Source organism: Mycobacterium sp. (assembly GCF_050700595.1).
Classification (GTDB): Bacteria; Actinomycetota; Actinomycetes; order Mycobacteriales; family Mycobacteriaceae; genus Mycobacterium.
Genome location: NZ_JBOHHI010000075.1, coordinates 17,046 through 36,445, shown reverse-complemented (window position 1 = coordinate 36,445; position 19,400 = coordinate 17,046). Strand labels below are relative to the sequence as shown.

Here is a 19,400-nt window from a genome sequence, read left to right as displayed (position 1 = left end):
ACAGCGCGGCGGTCGGATAACAGCCCGGCACCGCCACGCGACGGGCATCCCGCAGCCGCTCCCGCGCGCCGGGCAGTTCGGGCAGGCCGTACGGCCAACTGCCGGCGTGCGGGGACCCGTAGAACCGGTCCCACGCGTTGGCGTCGGTGAGCCGGAAATCCGCCCCGCAGTCCACCACCAGCGTCTCGGGGGAAAGCTGTTCGGCCAGTGCCGCCGAATGGCCGTGCGGAAGCGCGAGAAAGACCACGTCATGACTGCGCAGCAGCTCGACCTCGGTCGGCTCGACGACACGCTGGGCCAGCGGCATCAGGTGCGGGTGGTGTTCGGCCAGCGTGCTGCCGGCGCTGTTCGCGGCGGTGAGCACCCCGATCGATAGCCGGCCGTCGGCGTAGGCCGGGTGCCCCAGCAGCAGCCGCAAGATCTCGCCGCCCGCGTACCCGCTGGCGCCGGCTACCGCCACCCGGATGGTCATGACGCCAAGTCTGCATGATTATGCAAAGCGTTGCAAATTCATTCTGTGGCGCAGGGCGCGCCGGCCGGGAAAGTCAGGTCCGCAGTACCGCGCCGACCCGCTCGACGGCGCAGCGCACCGCCTCGTCTCGGGCCGCGCTGGCCTCATCCTCGGTCAGTGTGCGATCCGGTGCGCGGAACCGCAATGCAAACGTCAGCGACTTGCGATTCGCCCCGATCTGCGGGCCGCTGTACAGGTCGAACAGCCGGATGTCCTCCAACAGCGCGCCCGCACCGTCCCGCAGGGCGTCCAGCACCGCCTGGGCCGCCACATCGATGTCCACCACCAGGCTGACGTCCTGGAACACCGCCGGGAACGGGGACACCCGCGGCGCCGGCAACGCCTCGGTGACGGGTATCGCGTCGAGGTCCAACTCGACGGCGCAGGTGCCCTCGGGCAGCCCGGACCGCTCGATCACCCCCGGGTGCAGCTGTCCGGCGTGACCCACGACCGTGTCGCCGATCAGCACCTCGGCGCACCGCCCGGGGTGCCACGGCAGATGCTGGGCGGCCCGCAACACCACGTCGGCCCCGCTGGCCCGGGCGATGATCCGGACCGCCTCGAACGCGTCGGCGGCTTCCGCCGGACGACCATCGCCCCACGGGCCGCGCGGCTCGGCCAGGCCGGTCAGCACCGCTGCGACGTGCTGCGGTTGCCGGGGTAGCGACGCGTCCAGCAGGGCGACCTCCGCATCGGTGGGACGACGATGCACCGGGATCGGCTCGAGGCGGCGGGGGGTCTGCCCGGTCGGCTGGAACACCTGCGCGACCGTGTAGAGCGCGACGTCCGCAATGCCGCGGGAGACATTGCGCACCAACGCTTCCAGCAGCCCCGGCAGCAGGGTGGTAGCCAGATGCGGTCGTTCGGCCTCCAGCGGATTGAGCACCTGCGTGGTGACGCGCCGCGGGTCATCGGCGGGCAGCCCCCAGGCGTCGAACACGCCGGCGGACAGAAACGGTGTCGGAAACACCTCGACGTAGCCGGACAGGGCCAGCGACTTGCCGACCGCGCGGCGACGCCGCTGCGCGGCGGTGAGTCCACGGCCGGCCGGCGCCGACGGCAGCACCGATCCGATGACCTCCAGGCCCTCCAGCCGCAACACCTCCTCGACCAGATCGGCGGGTTGCATCAGGTCGGGACGCCAACTCGGCGGCGTCACGGCCAGGGTGTCGCCGTCGGCCGCCACCACGGCACCGATCTGGGTCAGCCGTCGAGCGGTGGTGCCGTCCGGGTATCGAACCCCTGCCGTGCGGTCCGGCAGGTCGGCGGCGATCCGGATCGGCGACCCGGCCCAATCGGCGACCGAGTTGCCGACTGGCGGGTCGCCACGCCAATCGGTCAGCGCCGGCGACACCGTGCCGCCGGCGATCTCGCCGAGCAACACCGCGCAGCGGTCCAGCGCGGCCACCGAGATAGCGGGGTCGACCGCGCGTTCGTAGCGGCGGGCAGCCTCGCTGGGCAGGTGCAGACGCCGCTGGGTGCGGGATACCGCCGCCGGGTCCCAGACCGCGGCCTCCAGCAGCACGTCGGTGGTGTCGTCGCGCATCTCGGTGCTGCCCGACCCCATCACCCCGCCGATCGCCGCGGTGGCGACGTCGTCGACGATCAGGACGTCGGCCGGGGTGAGCCGGCGCTCGATGTCGTCGAGAGTGACCACGGTCTCGCCGGGCCGGGCGAAGCGCACATCGAAGCCGCCGGTGATCCGCTTGAGGTCGTGCGCGTGCATCGGGTGGCCCAGTTCGAGCATCACGTAATTCGTCGCGTCGACGGCCGGTGAGATGGCCCGGATACCCGAGAGCAGCAGCCGCCGCTGCAGCCACCACGGCGACACCGCGCCCGGGTCGATTCCGGTGACCGGGCGCAGCGCGAACCGGCGTACTCCGGTGCCGGGCTGCACGGTCAGCGGCCACGCCGGTCCCTGCGCGGGTAGCGGCGGCACCTCGGCCGGATCGACGAAGTCCAAGTCGTAGGCGGCTGCGATCTCGCGGGCCAGGCCGCGCAGCGACATGCAGTAGCCGCGGTCAGGCGTAATGGCCAGGTGGAAGACCACGTCGTCGAAGCCGAGCACGTCGGCAGCACCGACCCCGGGCTCCGCTGTCCCGGGCGGCAGCACCAGGATGCCGGAATGGTCTGCGGCCAAACCGAGTTCGGCCGCAGAGCAGATCATCCCGTCGGAGGTGCGATCGTAGGTCTTGCGGGCGGTGATCGTGAAACCACCCGGCAGGACGGTGCCCGGAAGTGCCACCACGACGAGGTCGTCGGTCGCGAAGTTGGTTGCCCCGCAGATTATTTCGCGTGGTTGGCGCTCGCCGACGTCGACGAGACAAGCGCGGATCGGTTTCTTGAATTCGGTGAGCTCTTCGATGTCGGCCACCCGCCCGACGGTCAGCGGGCCGCTGACCGGGCCGAGTCGCACCACCTCCTCGACCTCGTGGCCGATTCGCAGCAGCGTCTGCTCGAGCTCGTCGGGGGCCACCTGCCAGCCCGGGGCGCCGACCGCCCCGGCATTGAGGACCTCCCGCAGCCAGCTGTACGGGACCCGCATCAGGCCCCCACGCCGAACGGCAAACAGAACCGCACGTCGCCCTCCACCATGTCCCGGATGTCGGGAATGCCGTTGCGGAACTGCAGGGTCCGCTCCAGCCCCATCCCGAATGCGAAACCCGAATATTCCCCGGCGTCGATGCCGGCAGCCCGCAAGACGTTGGGGTTCACCATGCCGCAGCCGCCCCACTCCATCCAGCCGGCGCCGCCTTTCTTGCTCGCGAACCACACGTCGACCTCGGCAGACGGCTCGGTGAACGGGAAGAAGTGCGGCCGGATCCGGGTGCGCGCGGAAGGCCCGAACTCGGCGCGGGCGAACGCGTCCAGCGTGCCGCGCAGATGGGCCATCGACAGACCCCGGTCCACCGCGAGACCTTCGACCTGATGGAAGACCGGGGTGTGGGTGGCGTCGAGCTCGTCGGTGCGAAAGGTACGGCCGATCGAGATGATGTACACCGGTAGCTCCCGCTCGAGCAGGGCACGCACCTGTACCGGCGACGTGTGGGTGCGCAGCAGCAGCCGTGAACCCTCCGGCGCGATGTAGAACGTGTCCTGCTCGCTGCGTGCCGGATGGTCGGCGGGGAAATTCAGTGCATCGAAGTTGAACTGCTCGGTCTCGGCCTCGGGCCCGTCGACGAGTTCCCAGCCCATCGCGATGAAGGTGTCGGCGATGTGTTCGGCCAGCATCGTGACCGGGTGCCGCGCGCCGGTCGGCTGCCGAGTCGACGGCAATGTCACGTCGACACGTTCGGCGATCAGCACCGCGGCGTCCCGCTCGGCGCGCAGTGTGGCCAGCCGTTCGTCGTAACTGTGCTGGGTGTCGCCGCGGGCGGCGTTGACCCGTCGGCCCGCGTCGGCGCGCTCGGACTTGGGCAGGGCGGCCAGTGTTTGGCGCGCCAGCGCCAGCGGTGCACGGTCACCGAGGTGCTCGGTTTTGGCCCGTGCCAGCGCATCGAGATCGGTCGCGGCCGCGAAGGCCTGCCGGGCCGCGTTGACGGCTTCGGTCAGGACCTCCCGTGAAAGGGGGGTCAGGTCGACGGGGTGGTCACCCACGCGGCGACACTCTCCTTGCTGATGGGGTTCGCGGCACGGGTGTGACGCAAGTGCCGATCATAAGTGATGTTGGCAGCGCGCCCGCGGAGCTCAGCCGAGCGATAGCGGCTGCGGCACAGCCGGGGCGGGCACCGCCAGCAGGCGGCGCATCATCCGCAACCGGACCATCCCGTCGGCGGCGACGGCACCCACCGCACCGACGCTGACGCCGGCCAGCACCGACCAGCCGGTGTGAGCCAGCAGCATGAACCCGAACGCCGACCCGACCCCGAGCAGCACGTAGCGCACCCGCGTCCAGCGGACGGGCCCGGCGAACCGGGTGGCTACCAGCATGCCCAGCACCAACGCGACGGCGTGCCCCGCATCGGTGAAATCGGTGCCCGCGGCCGCGGCAGCGATTCCGGCCGGAACCCACCAACCGACCCACGCGGGCCGCCATCGACGGGGAATCGCCGTTGTCAACGCGCCCAGCACCGCGACGGCGCCGTAGCTCATGCCGACATCACTGGCCCGCGAGATTGACAGCGGCAGCCAGGCGAACTCGACGGCTGCGGTCAGACCGGCCGCCACCAGCAACGTGGCACCCACATGTCCGGTCAAAAACACCACGCTCAACCGGCCAGTGCGCCAGATCAGCTCGGCCAGGGCAAGCAGGCAGACCAGACCGGGCAGCCAGAACCACATCGGACCGGCGTCGGTGACGAATGCGCTGCCGAACAAGGTTTCCAGTTTCCCGTGCGCCAGATTGTGCAGGTTGGTACTGGCGTTGCGAACGACCTGTTCACGTGCTTGTGGACCGAGAATCAGAAGTGCGATGCTGACCGCCGCCAGAGTTGCGGCATAACCGACGGTGAACCGTACCCGGGCCAGTCGGGACAACATGTCGAAAATCATCGGCCTCTACTATGCCTGCTGGCCGTCGCCGGCCGCATCGTGGGTACCTGACAATTCCCTGACAGTTTTGAGTCGGTAAATGGCCAACTCCGGCGGAAGCCCGGGCGTCTTGGCCGCGAACATCGGCCGATGGACCCGCTTGGCGACCACGCCCAACGCGTCCAAATCCGTCTGCGCAAGCTGGTCCAGGGCGGCGCCGGAGACCATGACGCCGCCCTTGGCGGCGCGTTCCATCACCCGCGCGGCGATGTTGACGTCGACGCCGAGCCAGTCGGCGGCCAGCCGCTGTGGTCGCCCGGTGTGGATGCCGACTCGCATACGCGGCCGATAGCCGCCGACGTCAACCGATTTCACCGCGTCGTGGGCGGCCAGGACGGCGCCGACGGCAACCAACGGATCGGCGAATACCGCCATGATGCCGTCACCCATGCGCTTGACGATGTGCCCGCCGGCGTCCAGCAGCGGCGGCTCGACGACCTGGGCCACCCGCCGCAACAGCGCCAGGGTCGCATCGTCGCCGGCCTGCAACGACCACGACGAGAAACCCACCAGATCGGTGAAGACCAGCGTCACTTCAGCGTTCGCGGGGTGTCGGGAAACCGCCTCGGTCAGGGCCTGCCACACCTGAAGCGCACCGAGACTGAACTGGCGGGACGCTCCGTCGCCACCCCCCAACAGGCGATCCGCGGCACGCGCGGCAGCGCGCGGACCGCCGTCACCGGCGGTTGACAGCGGATCGCCGAAGTCAGGGTCGCCGGGCAGCGCGCGCCGGGCGCGCCGGATCATCTCGACCACCCTCGGGCTCCGGTTCCTGTCGCGTAGCCACTCCGCCGCGCCGAAACCCGACACGGGAGACCGTTTCTTAGTGGCAGCCGGATCCGGCGCGGTCGCCGTTTGCTCGGGCTCGCCGGGCGCCGGGTCGGGCCCGAGTTCCACGTCGCCCAGAGTAGGTGGTGGCGGGAGACGTGGGCAACGACCGTGGTAACGCTGTCCGCGGCACACCCCGCGAAATCATCGACAACATACGTTGTCAACATTATCGTGGGAACCATCAGGAGCCAGGAGGCCGTGATGACCACAACCTCGATGACATCGATGACGTCCGCGGGTCCGAAGACGCCGGCCAACACCGCTCCGCTTGGGCCGGACTCGCTGACCTGGAAGTATTTCGGTGATCTGCGCACCGGGATGATGGGGGTGTGGATCGGCGCGATCCAGAACATGTATCCGGAACTGGGCGCCGGTGTCGAGGAGCACTCGATCCTGCTGCGCGAACCCCTGCAACGGGTGGCCCGCTCGGTATATCCGATTATGGGTGTGGTCTACGACGGTGATCGGGCGGCGCAGACAGGTGAGCAGATCAGGCAATATCACCACACGATCAAGGGCGTCGACACCGCCGGCCGTCGCTACCATGCGCTGAACCCGGAGACGTTCTATTGGGCGCACGCCACGTTCTTCATGCTGGTGATCAAGGTGGCCGAGTACTTCTGCGGCGGGTTGACCGAGGCCGAGAAGCGTCAGCTCTTCGACGAGCATGTGCAGTGGTACCGGATGTACGGGATGAGCATGCAGCCGGTGCCCAAATCGTGGGAGGAGTTCTGCGAGTACTGGAACCGGGTGTGCCGCGACGAGCTGGAGATCAACCAGGCCACCCTGGACATCTTCCAGATACGCATTCCCAAGCCGAAGTTCGTGCTGATGCCCACGCCGATCTGGGACCAGTTGTTCAAGCCGCTGGCGGCCGGGCAGCGCTGGATCGCGGCCGGACTGTTCGATCCGCCCGTTCGCGAAAAGGCCGGAATGCGTTGGACGCCAGGTGATGAGGTGTTGCTGCGGCTTTTCGGGAAGGCGGTCGAGCTGGCATTCCTGGCGGTTCCCGACGAGATCCGGCTGCATCCGCGTGCGCTGGCCGCCTACCGCCGGGCGGAGGGACGCATTCCGGCCGATGCTCCGCTGGTGGAGGCGCCGCGATTCATGGCGCCACCGCGGGACCGCCGCGGGCTGCCGATGCACTATTTTCCTGCTCGCAAGTCCCCTCCTGGCAGGTCGATTTTCGAACGCGCCGGGTCGTTGGTGCACAGCACCTTTGCGCTGGCTGGTCTGCGGCCCGCCCGGGGCCCCAAAAAAGCCGCGTAAGGCGGCGCGCCTGGCGGCGATCGCAAGCGCGGCGAAGCCGGGCGCAGCGGGTCACCGCCCGATAATTCATCTCAGCGCACGCGAACTCTGGTAAAGGCAGATCGCCGCGGCCGCAGCCACGTTGAGACTCTGAGCACCACCGGACATCGGGATCCGCACCCGGTGGTCGGCCTGCTCGGCCAGTTGCGCCGACAACCCGTGGGATTCGGACCCGAACAGCCATGCCGTCGGTTGGGTGAGTTCCACGTCGTCGAGCGACAATTCGCCGTCCACGGCGGTAGCCAGTACCTGCAACCCGGCGGCTCGCACCGCAGCGACGGTGGCGCCGATATCCGGCGCGACGACGACCGGGAGGGCGAAGATACTGCCGGCCGAGGCGCGCAGGCATTTGCCGTTATAGGGGTCGACGCTGTGTCCGCCAAGGATGACCGCCGCGGCGCCCATGGCGTCGGCGATGCGGATCAACGTACCCGTATTGCCGGGTTCGCCGATCTGCACCGCGACCGCGATCAGCCGGGGTGCGCCGGCCAGCACGTCGCCCAGATCGGGGGCAGGCAACTGGCACACTGCCACCAACCCGGCCGGGGTGACGGTATCCGACAGGGCTTTGGCGGCGCGTTCCGTCACCACATGCACCGGGGCGTGCAGACCGGCGAGCAGCGCGGCGTGCCGCCCCGCCGCCGACTCGGTGACGAAGAGATCCCGGATCAATCCGTGCCCGGCCGCGGCCTCGACAAGGTGAGCGCCTTCCACCAGGAACCGCTGGGCGCGGCGACGGGCGACATGCCGGTGCAGTTTGACCGCCACGACAACTCGGGTCGAGCGTTCGGTGAGCACCGGAGCCGGATCCGCGGGGCTTAAGCGGCCTCTCCGGAGGGTGCGTTGACGTCCTCGGGCAGGGCGGCCTTGGCAACGTCGACCAGGGCGGTGAACGCCGCGGGGTCGGTCACCGCGATCTCAGCGAGGTTCTTACGGTCGACCTCGACACCGGCGGCCTTCAGACCCTGGATAAGCCGGTTGTAGGTGATGTCGTTGACGCGGGCCGCCGCGTTGATCCGCGAAATCCACAACTTGCGGAATTCGCCTTTGCGCGCGCGTCGGTCGCGGTACGCGTAGTTCAGCGAATGTAGTTGCTGCTCCTTGGCTTTGCGGTAGAGGCGGGAGCGTTGACCGCGATAGCCTCGCGAGGCCTTCAGGATGGTGCGCCGCTTCTTGTGGGCATTGACTGCCCGCTTCACGCGTGCCATGGGTATTCCTATCCTCGTTCGGACGTACTGGTTGTGCCGGTGCGATGCGCGCCGGTCAGCCGTTCAGCAGTTTCTTGACTCGTTTGATGTCCTTAGTGGACACCGCCGTGCGCCCCTCCAGCCGGCGGGTACGGGTGGTCGGCTTGTGCTCCAAAAGGTGCCTGCGGTTGGCCTGCTGACGCAGGAGCTTGCCGGTTCCGGTGCGCCGGAACCGCTTCGAGGCGCCGCTGTGGGTCTTGGCTTTAGGCATGTGTCCTCAGTTCTGCTGTGTCACTTGGATGGTTCGGTCTCGCCGTTGTGCGTGGGCTCTACCGGGACGCCGCCGGCTTGCTGCGCCGCGCGGGCGCGAGTCTTCGCACCGCGGTGCGGCGCCAACACCATGGTCATGTTGCGGCCGTCTTGCTTCGCCGAGGTCTCGACGAATCCGTAGTCGGCGACGTCGGCGCCCAAGCGCTGCAGCAGCCGATGGCCCAGCTCGGGCCGCGACTGCTCACGTCCGCGGAACATGATCGTCACCTTGACCTTCGATCCCGCCTCCAGGAAACGGATCACGTGGCCCTTCTTGGTCTCGTAGTCGTGATCGTCGATCTTGGGGCGCAGTTTCTGTTCTTTGACAACGGTCTGCTGTTGGTGCTTACGGGACTCGCGTGCCTTCTGCGCCGCCTCGTATTTGAACTTGCCGTAGTCCATGATCTTGCAGACCGGTGGTCGGGCATTCGGCGCAACTTCGACAAGGTCGAGGTCGGCGTCCGCGGCGACGCGGAGTGCGTCTTCGATACGCACGATGCCTACCTGCTCCCCTTCCGGGCCGATCAATCGGACTTCAGGTACGCGGATGCGCTCGTTGACGCGAGTCTCAGTGCTGATGGGGCCTCCTGGGTCGTCGTTCTCCGGTTGCGACCGGCCCGTACCGGATTCAGCGATCGAAATACCACGCCATCAGCAAAAAAGCCCCGCCGAAGCGAGGTCCTGTGCCGACCGGTCGCGGCCGAAGCCGCCTGCGTCGTCTGCAGAACAGGCACCGCTGGGTGCCGGTGACCGGACCGTTGAGCCTTGAAGAAGGTTCCCGTGGCCAACGGTGGGAGTGGGACTCCACTTGCTGCCCCCGGCCTTCGCCGGGAACGGTCGCGTCCGCGAGTCTAGCAGTGCTGGTGCGTCGATCCGATATCCGTTCGCGTGCTGCGCAGGCAATTCACGCGCTGAGCGCATATCCTCGCCAGCTGTGACCGTTACCACCAGCCGGCCCACTTCCCGGTACCACCGGGTGCCCGCAGCCGCGGGGTGGACCATCGGCGTCATCGCCACCCTGTCGCTGCTAGCCAGCGTGTCGCCGCTGGTCCGGTGGGTCATCAAGGTGCCTCGGGAGTTCATCAACGCCTACTTGTTCAACTTCCCCGACACCAGCATTTCGTGGTCGTTCGTGCTGGCGCTGCTGGCCGGTGCGCTGACCGCGCGCAAGCGCATCGCCTGGTGGCTGCTGATACTGAACCTGCTGCTTGCCGCCGGTTGGAATGTGGTCGATCTGACCACGCCCCACAAGAACGCCGTCGTGACGATCGGGGCATGCCTCGGCTTCACCGTGCATGTCGCAGCGATCGTCGTCTTGGGCTTGGCCTACCGGGAATTCTGGGCCAAGGTCCGCCGCGGCGCACTCTTCAAGTCGGCAGCCGTGCTGCTGGCCGGGTGGGCGGTGGGGATTGTGCTGTCCTGGGCGCTGCTTCAGCTGTTTCCGGGATCGCTGGACCGCGGCGACCGGTTGCCCTACGCCGTCGACCGGATCATCGGATTCGCCCTGGCCGACCCCGATCTGTTCACCGGCAAACCGCATGTCTTCCTCAACGACCTGTTCGGCCTCTTCGGGGGACTGGCGCTGATCGTGGCCGCAATCGTGCTGTTTCAGTCCCAGCGCGCCGAGAACGCGCTGACCGGCGAGGACGAATCGGCCATCCGCGGTCTGCTCGAGTTGTACGGAAAGAACGACTCGCTGGGCTACTTCGCTACTCGCCGCGACAAGTCGGTGGTGTTCGCGCCCAGCGGCCGCGCCGCGATCACCTACCGCGTCGAAGTCGGCGTCTGCCTGGCCAGCGGCGACCCGGTCGGGGATCCCAGGGCGTGGCCGCAAGCCATTGCGGCCTGGCTGCGGCTGTGTCGGAACTACGGCTGGGCACCCGGTGTGATGGGCGCCAGTTCGCAAGCGGCCAAAGCGTTTCGCGAGGCCGGCCTGAACGCCCTGGAGTTGGGCGACGAGGCCATCCTGCACTCCGCTGAATTCAAGCTGTCCGGTCCCGATATGCGCGCGGTTCGCCAGGCGGTGACGCGGGCACGCCGGGCCGGGCTTTCAGTGCGTATCCGCCGGCACCGCGAAATCACCGCCGACGAGATGGGACGGCTGATCGAGTGTGCGGATGCCTGGCGGGACACCGGAACCGAGCGGGGCTTCTCGATGGCGCTCGGTCGGCTCGGCGATCCCGCCGACGTCGATTGCCTGCTGGTCGAGGCGCTGGCCCAGGACGGCCGGGTAGTGGCGATGCTGTCGCTGGTGCCGTGGGGTCATAGCGGGGCCTCCCTGGATGTGATGCGCCGTTCGCCCCAATCGCCCAACGGCACCATCGAGCTGATGATCAGCGAGCTGGCCTTGCACGCCGAACATCTTGGCATCGGCCGTATCTCGCTGAACTTCGCCGTGTTCCGGGCCGCGTTCGAGCAGGGCGCTCAGCTGGGCGCCGGACCGGTAGCGCGGATATGGCGCGGTCTGTTGGTGTTCTTCTCCCGTTGGTGGCAATTGGAGACGCTGTATCGCGCGAACATGAAATACCAACCCGACTGGCTACCCAGGTACGCCTGCTACGAAGACGCCCGGATGATTCCCCGGGTCGGGGTGGCCTCGGTGATCGCCGAGGGCTTCCTGGTGCTGCCGTTCAGCGGCCGTGCCAAGTACCACACCGGTCACCACACGTCGGCGCCCGACGCGCTGGTGGAAACCGGGCTTTTGCAGCACGATGGCACCGCGCCGGACATCTCCGACCTCGCGCAGGCCGAGGTCTCAGAGTTCGAAGAGCGTCCAGCCCGGCTGCCACAACAAATGCGGGTCCGGTTGAGAAAGCTGAAGGCGCTGCAGAACAAGGGTATTGACGCCTATCCGGTGGGCGAGCCGCCCAGCCATACGATCGCCCAGGCCTTAGACGTTGACGACCAGACCACGCTGTCGGTGAGCGGCCGTGTGCTGCGAATCCGCGACTTCGGGGGTGTGCTGTTCGCTCAGCTGCGCGACTGGTCCGCGGAAGTTCAGGTGCTGCTTGACAATTCGGTGCTCGAGCGAAGCCGCACCACAGATTTCACCCGGGCTATCGACCTGGGCGATCTGATCGAGGTGACCGGCCAGATGGGATTCAGCAAGACGGGCACCCGATCGCTGATCGTGCACCGTTGGCGGTTGATCGGTAAGTGTCTGCGTCCCCTGCCGAACAAATGGAAGGGGCTGACCGATCCGGAGGCGCGGGTGCGCAACCGCTACGTCGATCTGGCGATCAACGCCGAGTCCCGTCACCTGATCACTGCCCACAGCAGCGTGTTACGGTCGCTTCGAGAGACGTTGACCACCAAGGGGTTTGTCGAAGTCGAAACTCCGATCCTGCAACAGGTCCATGGCGGTGCCACCGCGCGGCCATTCGTCACCCACATCAACACCTACGACCTGACCCTGTACCTACGGATCGCACCGGAGCTGTACCTCAAGCGGCTGTGTGTTGGTGGCTTGGAGCGGGTGTTCGAGCTGGGCCGGGCGTTCCGTAACGAGGGCGTCGACTTCAGCCACAATCCGGAATTCACCATCCTGGAGGCCTACCAGGCACACGCCGACTATCTGGTCTGGATCGATGGCTGCCGGGAGCTGATTCAGAATGCCGCCGAAGCCGCCAACGGTGCGACCGTGGTGATGCGGCCCCGAAATCCAGATGGACGCCTGGAACCGATCGACATCTCCGGCGCCTGGCCGGTGAAGACCGTCCATGACGCGGTTTCCGAGGCGCTCGGCGAGCACGTCGACGCGGGTACCCGCCTGGCCACCCTGCGCAAGCTGTGCGACGCCGCGGAAATCCCCTATCTGACCCGGTGGGACGCCGGCGCGGTGGTGCTGGAGCTCTACGAGCACCTGGTCGAGGCACGTACCGAGCAACCGACCTTCTACACCGACTTTCCGGCATCGGTGTCGCCGTTGACCCGCCCGCACCGCAGTACACCCGGTGTCGCCGAACGTTGGGACTTGGTGGCTTGGGGCGTCGAGCTGGGCACCGCGTACAGCGAGCTCACCGACCCGGTCGAGCAGCGCCGTCGCCTGCAGGAGCAGTCGCTGCTGGCCGCCGGAGGGGACCCGGAAGCCATGGAGCTCGACGAGGACTTCCTGCAGGCGATGGAGTACGCGATGCCGCCCACCGGCGGCCTCGGGATGGGTGTCGACCGGGTAGTCATGCTCGTCACCGGCCGCAGCATCCGCGAAACGCTGCCGTTCCCGTTGACCAAACCGCGTTAATCAGCTATGCACGCTGCGTTTGCCAGCTAGTGTTCAGAAACTCAGTTCAGAATGGGTACAAATGGGTTCCGTGACAGGTTCGACGGCGATCGTCGCCGCGCCGCTGCTGGTAGGTCACCACACCTCGCTGATGCACGGCTGGGTTCCGATCACCGTGCAGGCGACCGCGGCGACCGTGTTGGCGGTCGCGGTTGGCTGGCGGTCGCGTCGCTGGCGCCGGGTCATGCTCCCGGTGGCCGTGGCAGTGGGTATCGCCGTGACGTGCTGGGCGTACCGGTACATCGCCGATGACGGTCTGGCCGGCGAGCCCGCCCCGCGGGCGCTGTGGGTATGGATCGCGCTGACCGGTGCCGCCGGCGCGGTGCTGTTGTTGGGTTGGCGAAATGCACGCTGGTGGCGGCGAACCACGTCGATCATGGCGGTGCCGCTGTGTCTACTCAGCGCGGCACTGGCGCTCAACGGATGGGTCGGCTACTTCCCGACCGTGCAGACAGCGTGGAATCAGCTCACCGCCGGTCCGCTCCCCGATCAAACCGACGCCACTTCGGTGACGGCGATGGCGGCCAAGGGCGCCCTGCCACCGCGTGGCAGCGTGGTGCCGGTGACGATTCCCGCCGACGCGTCGCACTTCAAGCATCGCGGCGAGCTGGTGTACCTGCCGCCGGCATGGTTCGCCGATCCGCGCCCGCAGCTCCCGACGGTGATGATGATCGGCGGTGAGTTCAACACACCCGCGGATTGGCTACGGGCCGGTAATGCGGTGAAGAACGCCGACGAGTTCGCGGCCGCGCACGGCGGCAACGCGCCGGTGATGGTCTTCGTCGACTCCGGTGGGGCATTCAACAACGACACCGAATGCGTCAACGGCCGCCGCGGCAACGCCGCCGATCATCTGACCAAAGACATTGTCCCCTACCTGACCTCTCAATTCGGAGTCAGCCCCGCGCGGTCGAATTGGGGCATTGTGGGTTGGTCGATGGGCGGCACCTGCGCGGTGGACTTGACCGTTATGCACCCAGACCTGTTCAGCGCTTTCGTCGACATCGCCGGCGATATCGGACCCAACGCGGGATCCATGGCGCAGACTATCGCCAGGCTGTTCGGCGGCAACGCCAACGCGTGGGCCGATTTCGATCCGGCCATGGTGATGACCAAACACGGGCGCTACACCGGGGTTTCGGGATGGTTCGCGGTCACGTCCACCGTTCCGCCGGCACCGCACCGCAACCTAGCGGTGGCCGACACCACAACGCCGGGCACTCACGGTGACAATTCCGGCAGCCCAACCACCGCCGCCGACCACCTGTGTGCGCTCGGTCGCGCCAACAACATCGATTGTGCGGTCATCGCCCAGCCGGGTAAGCACGACTGGCCGTTCGCGGACCGGGTATTCACGGCGGCTCTACCGTGGTTGGCGGGGCAACTCGGCACACCTGGCGTGCCGCGAATCCCGTTGCCCGCGCCGCACCTCCAACCCGCCGGCTGATGCCGACTCTTGCAGGCATTCGCCGCGCGATATTCGCCCGTCACTGCAATCCGTGGAGCGCGTGGACGCGCTGGGCCAGCACACCGTTGGTGCTGATCCCGGTGTGGACCCGGCGGTGGAGCCACGCCGCGGTGACCGGCGCCTGGTTCGCGGTCAACCCGGTCATGTTCGGCCAGCCGGCCCACGAGCGGAATTGGGCCACCCGCGCGATGCTCGGCGAGGAACGCTGGATCACCGAACGGCCGAAAGATGCCGCCGTCGCGGTGAGCGCCGTAACGTCCGTCGCGGCCGTCGTCGCGATCGTGGCGGCTCGTGGCCACCGTCTGCGGCCGGCGGCGGCGGCAACGGTGGTGCAGATGGCTTTGACGCTGGTGTACTGGCAACAAATGGTGCGCTTCTATCGTCGCGAAACTTAAACCATTGCGACCCGGACCGGCGTGTCGTCGCAATGGGTTAAGTGTCGCGATATCGGCTAGGCGCTGGCCCGACGCCGTCGTCGCGAAGAGGTGCTGACCGGCACGCCGAGGTTTTCGGCGAGGAACTTGCCGGTGTAGCTTTCCGGCACCGCGGCGATGTCCTCGGGCGTGCCCTCGGCGACGATGGTCCCGCCTTCGGCGCCGCCCTCGGGTCCCATGTCGACGATCCAGTCCGAGGTCTTGATCACGTCCAGGTTGTGCTCGATGACGATCACCGTATTGCCTTTGTCGACAAGGCCACCCAGGACGTTGAGCAGCTTGCGGATGTCGTCGAAATGCAAGCCCGTGGTGGGCTCGTCGAGGATGTAGACCGTCCGCCCGGTGGAGCGCTTCTGCAATTCCGACGCCAGCTTCACCCGTTGCGCCTCGCCGCCGGACAAAGTCGGCGCCGGCTGACCCAGCCGCACATAGCCGAGGCCGACGTCGACCAGGGTGCGCAGATAGCGGTGGATGCCGGTGATCGGCTCGAAGAACTCCGCCGCCTCCTCGATCGACATGTCCAGCACTTCGGCAATGGTCTTGCCTTTGTAGTGCACCTCCAGGGTTTCCCGGTTGTAGCGGGCGCCGTGGCAGACTTCGCACGGCACGTACACGTCGGGCAGGAAGTTCATCTCGATCTTGATGGTGCCGTCGCCCGAACACGCCTCACAGCGCCCGCCTTTGACGTTGAACGAGAACCGGCCGGGCTGATAGCCGCGGACCTTGGCCTCGGTGGTGGCGGCGAACAGTGTGCGGATTTTGTCGAACACTCCGGTGTAGGTGGCCGGGTTGGATCGTGGTGTGCGCCCGATCGGCGACTGGTCGACGCGCACCAGCTTGTCGACGTGGTCGAGCCCGGTGACCCGGGTGTGCCGGCCGGGCACCTGCCGGGCGCCGTTGAGTTTGTTGGCCAGCACCGCGGCCAGGATGTCGTTGACCAGCGTCGACTTGCCGGAGCCGGACACGCCGGTCACCGAGGTGAGCACGCCCAGCGGGAAGGAGACGTCGATCTCACGCAGGTTGTGTTCGCGCGCGCCGACGACCGTCAGCCGCCGCCGCTTGTCGAAGGGGCGCCGGATCGCTGGTGTCTCAATGCTTTCCGTGCCGGACAGGTATGCGCCGGTGATCGAGTTCTTGTTGCGCAGCAGATCGTCATAGGTCCCGCTGTGTACGATCTGCCCGCCGTGTTCGCCGGCTGCCGGGCCGATGTCGACGATCCAGTCGGCGTGCGCGATGGTGTCCTGATCGTGTTCGACGACGATCAAGGTGTTACCTAAATCTCTTAAGCGGGTGAGGGTTTCGATGAGGCGACGGTTGTCACGCTGGTGCAGCCCGATCGATGGCTCGTCAAGCACGTACAGCACGCCCACCAGCCCCGAGCCGATCTGGGTGGCCAGCCGGATGCGTTGCGCCTCACCGCCGGACAGTGTCGCCGCGGCCCGTGACAGCGAGAGGTACTCCAGCCCGACGTCGAGCAGAAACCCAAGCCGCGATCCGATCTCCTTGAGTACCTGCCCGGCGATCGCCTGCTCGCGCGCGCCGAGCGTGAGGCGCTGGAGGAAGTCCGCGCAGTCGGAGATCGACAGCTCACAGACCTCGGCGATGGATTTCTTGCCGCGCTGCCCCGCAGCCAGTGTCACGGCCAGGATTTCCGGCCGCAGCCGCGTCCCCTCGCACTCCGGGCACGGCACGTCGCGCATGAAGCCCTCGTAGCGCTCCTTCATCATGTCGGACTCGGTTTGGGCCATTTTGCGCTGCAGGAACGCCATCACGCCTTCGAAGTCGACGTAGTAGGAGCGGGTGCGCCCATAGCGGTTGCGATAGCGCACGTGCACCTGCTCGTCGCAGCCCTCCAGAATCGCCTTGCGCGCCTTGGCCGGCAACTTGCGCCACGGCGTGTCGACGCCGAATCCCATCGCGTCGCCGAGACCGGCCATCATCCGGGTGAAGTACTCGGCGGTGTGGCCCATCGACCACGGCGCCACCGCACCCTCGGCCAGGGTGCGGTCCGGGTCAGGCACCACCAGGTCGGGGTCGACCTCCTTGCGGATGCCCAGCCCGCTGCACTCGGGACAGGCGCCGTACGGCGAGTTGAACGAAAACGACCGCGGCTCCAGGTCGTCGACAGCCAGCGAATGCCCGTTCGGGCACGCGAGTTTCTCGGAGAACCGCTGTTCGCGGGGATGATCGTGCTCATGAGCCCGGTCATCGGGAAACTCCAGCACGACGATGCCGTCGGCCAGGTTCAGCGCGGTCTCCACCGAATCGGTGAGTCGCTGTTTGGCGCTGCCTTTAACGGTGAGGCGGTCAACAACCACCTCGATGTCGTGCTTCTCCTGTTTCTTCAGCTTCGGCGGGTCGGTCAGCGGATGCACGACACCGTCGACCCGGACCCGGCTGTAACCCTGACTGTTGAGCTTGTCGAAGAGGTCGACGAACTCGCCCTTACGGGTGCGAACCACCGGGGCCAACACCTGGAACCGGGTGCCCTCCGGCATGGCCAACACCTGGTCGACAATTTGCTGCGGGGTCTGTCGGGCGATCCGATGCCCGCAGATCGGGCAGTGCGGGGTGCCGGCACGCGCGTACAGCAGCCGCAGGTAGTCGTACACCTCGGTGATGGTGCCGACCGTCGACCGCGGATTGCGGTTGGTCGACTTCTGGTCGATGGACACCGCCGGGGACAGGCCCTCGATGAAGTCGACGTCCGGCTTGTCCATCTGGCCCAGGAATTGGCGGGCATAGGCCGACAGCGACTCCACGTAGCGCCGCTGCCCCTCGGCGAAGATGGTGTCGAATGCCAGCGACGACTTACCTGAGCCGGATAGGCCGGTGAAGACGATCAACGCGTCGCGCGGCAAATCGAGGTCGACGCTGCGCAGGTTGTGCTCCCGCGCGCCCTTGATGATCAGACGGTCAGCCACGCAACTCCTTTCCTGCGGACGCCGTTCCCCATGCTAGGTGCCGACACCGACAACCAGTACCGTGACCGGCATGACAGTCGTCGACGACAACTACACCGGACACGTCGAGGCGGGCACGGCCACCCGTCGCACCCTGCCGGGGGCGACCATCATCAAGGCATCGGTGGGCCCCATGGACAACAACGCCTACCTGGTGACGTGTTCCGAGACCGGGGAAACCTTGCTGATCGACGCCGCCAACGACGCCGAGATCCTCGTCGATCTGGTGCGACGCTATGCCCCCAAGATGTCGCTGATCGTCACCAGCCACCAGCACTTCGACCACTGGCAGGCGTTGCAGGCGCTGGCCGGGGCCACCGGCGCCCCGACCGCCGCGCACGAAATCGACGCCGGCCCGCTGCCGGTCACGCCGGACCGTTTGCTCGCGGGCGGTGACACCGTGCAGATCGGCAAGCTGACGTTCGACGTCATCCACCTGCGCGGCCACACACCAGGATCGATCGCGCTGGCGCTGGACGGACCCGCCACCGGTGGGGTCACCCAGTTGTTCACCGGCGACTGCCTGTTCCCCGGCGGGGTCGGCAAGACGTGGAAACATGGCGATTTCACTCAACTGCTCGACGACGTGACCGCCCAGGTGTTCGACGTGTATGCCGACTCCACCGTGATCTATCCCGGGCACGGCGACGACACCACGCTCGGCGCGGAACGCCCGCATCTGGCCGAGTGGCGCACCCGGGGCTGGTGAGTCAGCCGGTGGTATGCACGATCATCACGTCGGTCTTGGACCGACGTGAGACGTTGGCCGGCACCGACCCGAGCAGCCGGCCCGCGATGGTGTTCAGACCGAGGTTGCCGACCACCAGCAGGTCCGCGCCGACTTCATCGGCTAGCTCGACCAGTGCATCCGCCGGGGCGCCGACAATGGCCCGCTCTTCGATTTCGCTGGCGCCGGCCGCCTGGGCTCGCTCTTTCGCATCCCGCAGGATCGCGTGGACCGGGGCATCACGCGACATCCGATGGCCCCCGGTCTCCGTGTGGTCACCTGCGGGGACGTATGCGCTGGCCACGATCAACGTAGCTCCTAGCCCGGATGCGAGCTGGGCTGCCCGGTCGACGGCGCGCAGCGACGAGTCCGAACCGTCGGTGCCGACCACCACGGTCTGAAAGCCACTCATCTGTTCCCTCCTAGTGATTAGTCGCAACGCCCTCGCGGCAGTAACGTGTTGGCAGGCCTGGATGCGATTGGCGACACAGTCGATAGGGGCCGATGGACAGCAACGCCTACTGGTGACGTGTTCGCCGACCTGAGAACACTTTTGATCGAGGCCGCTGCCGCGACCTCAAAGACCGAGCGGCCCAACCGGGGCTGGCCGACGTCCCACTTGTCGACGTCCGTGTGCGTAGTCGGTTCACTCATAACTGTTCCTGCTCAGCATGCCCCATCCATCAGGAATCAGTTATACCGCGCGCAGCACACCGCCCAACAGGGCCGAAAAGCAGCAGCAGTAGGTGACCTTGTTCCCTCGTTCAGCCCCGGGCCGCGGCGCAGAACGCTGCTCAACGGCGAAAGCACGACACGGGTTTTGCGCCGAGTGCGGTACCTACGGGCTCGACTC

The 19,400-nt window shown here is 67.4% G+C and carries 15 protein-coding genes and 1 pseudogene; 5 read left to right on the top strand and 11 right to left on the bottom strand.

Annotated features, from left to right (window positions below; all coding sequences use genetic code 11):
- The 5 genes and pseudogenes from ACRDTL_RS07790 to ACRDTL_RS07770 form a co-directional block, all read right to left on the bottom strand.
- Positions 1-472 (bottom strand): annotated as a pseudogene (locus tag ACRDTL_RS07790) (N-acetyl-gamma-glutamyl-phosphate reductase); the annotation flags it as partial.
- Between the two features lie 73 nt (positions 473-545).
- Complete coding sequence (pheT, locus tag ACRDTL_RS07785; protein ID WP_431506134.1) at positions 546-3,056, bottom strand: phenylalanine--tRNA ligase subunit beta; 2,511 nt, start codon at positions 3,054-3,056, stop codon at positions 546-548.
- Positions 3,056-4,108: a phenylalanine--tRNA ligase subunit alpha gene (gene pheS, locus ACRDTL_RS07780; protein ID WP_431506133.1), complete on the bottom strand. Its 1,053-nt coding sequence runs from the start codon at positions 4,106-4,108 to the stop codon at positions 3,056-3,058. Before pheS ends, pheT begins: the two co-directional genes overlap by 1 nt.
- A gap of 90 nt (positions 4,109-4,198) precedes the next feature.
- A complete protein-coding gene (locus ACRDTL_RS07775) occupies positions 4,199-5,002 on the bottom strand; it encodes a rhomboid-like protein (RefSeq protein ID WP_431506132.1) in 804 nt (267 codons plus the stop codon).
- A gap of 9 nt (positions 5,003-5,011) precedes the next feature.
- Positions 5,012-5,938, bottom strand: coding sequence for an adenylate/guanylate cyclase domain-containing protein (locus ACRDTL_RS07770; RefSeq protein ID WP_431506131.1), 927 nt, complete (start codon positions 5,936-5,938; stop codon positions 5,012-5,014).
- Between the two features lie 159 nt (positions 5,939-6,097).
- Between ACRDTL_RS07770 and ACRDTL_RS07765 the strand changes: the two genes are divergently transcribed.
- Positions 6,098-7,141 carry an oxygenase MpaB family protein gene (locus ACRDTL_RS07765; RefSeq protein ID WP_431506137.1) on the top strand — a complete coding sequence of 348 codons (1,044 nt, stop codon included), beginning with the start codon at positions 6,098-6,100 and terminating at the stop codon, positions 7,139-7,141.
- Positions 7,142-7,207: 66 nt separating this feature from the next.
- Here ACRDTL_RS07765 and ACRDTL_RS07760 read toward each other — a convergent pair whose 3' ends face one another.
- From ACRDTL_RS07760 to infC, 4 genes are read right to left on the bottom strand one after another with little or no spacing between them, the layout of a single operon-like run.
- The gene (locus ACRDTL_RS07760; RefSeq protein ID WP_431506130.1) at positions 7,208-7,978 is read right to left on the bottom strand and encodes a TrmH family RNA methyltransferase; all 771 of its coding nucleotides are present in this window, start codon (positions 7,976-7,978) and stop codon (positions 7,208-7,210) included.
- Positions 7,979-7,998: 20 nt separating this feature from the next.
- Positions 7,999-8,388 (bottom strand): 50S ribosomal protein L20, encoded by a 390-nt coding sequence (gene rplT / locus ACRDTL_RS07755; RefSeq protein ID WP_431506129.1) that lies wholly within the window; start codon positions 8,386-8,388, stop codon positions 7,999-8,001.
- A 55-nt stretch (positions 8,389-8,443) separates the two neighbouring features.
- Entirely contained in the window at positions 8,444-8,638 is a 195-nt protein-coding gene (gene rpmI, locus ACRDTL_RS07750; protein ID WP_431506128.1) for a 50S ribosomal protein L35, read from the bottom strand.
- Between the two features lie 20 nt (positions 8,639-8,658).
- On the bottom strand, positions 8,659-9,255 hold the full coding sequence (infC, locus tag ACRDTL_RS07745) for a translation initiation factor IF-3 (protein WP_431506136.1): 597 nt from the start codon (positions 9,253-9,255) through the stop codon (positions 8,659-8,661).
- A 355-nt stretch (positions 9,256-9,610) separates the two neighbouring features.
- Between infC and lysX the strand changes: the two genes are divergently transcribed.
- The 3 genes from lysX to ACRDTL_RS07730 all read left to right on the top strand — a co-directional run bounded on the left by lysX (position 9,611) and on the right by ACRDTL_RS07730 (position 14,818).
- Complete coding sequence (lysX, locus tag ACRDTL_RS07740) at positions 9,611-12,916, top strand: bifunctional lysylphosphatidylglycerol synthetase/lysine--tRNA ligase LysX (protein ID WP_431506127.1); 3,306 nt, start codon at positions 9,611-9,613, stop codon at positions 12,914-12,916.
- 61 nt (positions 12,917-12,977) lie between these two features.
- Complete coding sequence (locus tag ACRDTL_RS07735) at positions 12,978-14,402, top strand: alpha/beta hydrolase (protein WP_431506126.1); 1,425 nt, start codon at positions 12,978-12,980, stop codon at positions 14,400-14,402.
- Positions 14,402-14,818, top strand: a complete 417-nt coding sequence (locus ACRDTL_RS07730; protein WP_431506125.1) for a DUF6653 family protein — start codon at positions 14,402-14,404, stop codon at positions 14,816-14,818. The genes ACRDTL_RS07735 and ACRDTL_RS07730 overlap by 1 nt, the downstream gene beginning before the upstream one ends.
- A gap of 56 nt (positions 14,819-14,874) precedes the next feature.
- On the opposite strand, the gene uvrA is transcribed toward ACRDTL_RS07730, so the two are convergent.
- Complete coding sequence (gene uvrA, locus ACRDTL_RS07725; protein ID WP_431506124.1) at positions 14,875-17,781, bottom strand: excinuclease ABC subunit UvrA; 2,907 nt, start codon at positions 17,779-17,781, stop codon at positions 14,875-14,877.
- 70 nt (positions 17,782-17,851) lie between these two features.
- Here uvrA and ACRDTL_RS07720 point away from each other — a divergent pair, with 70 nt between their 5' ends.
- A complete protein-coding gene (locus ACRDTL_RS07720) occupies positions 17,852-18,529 on the top strand; it encodes an MBL fold metallo-hydrolase (RefSeq protein WP_431506123.1) in 678 nt (225 codons plus the stop codon).
- A 1-nt stretch (position 18,530) separates the two neighbouring features.
- On the opposite strand, the gene ACRDTL_RS07715 is transcribed toward ACRDTL_RS07720, so the two are convergent.
- The gene (locus ACRDTL_RS07715) at positions 18,531-18,959 is read right to left on the bottom strand and encodes a universal stress protein (protein WP_431506122.1); all 429 of its coding nucleotides are present in this window, start codon (positions 18,957-18,959) and stop codon (positions 18,531-18,533) included.
- Positions 18,960-19,400: the final 441 nt, after the last annotated feature.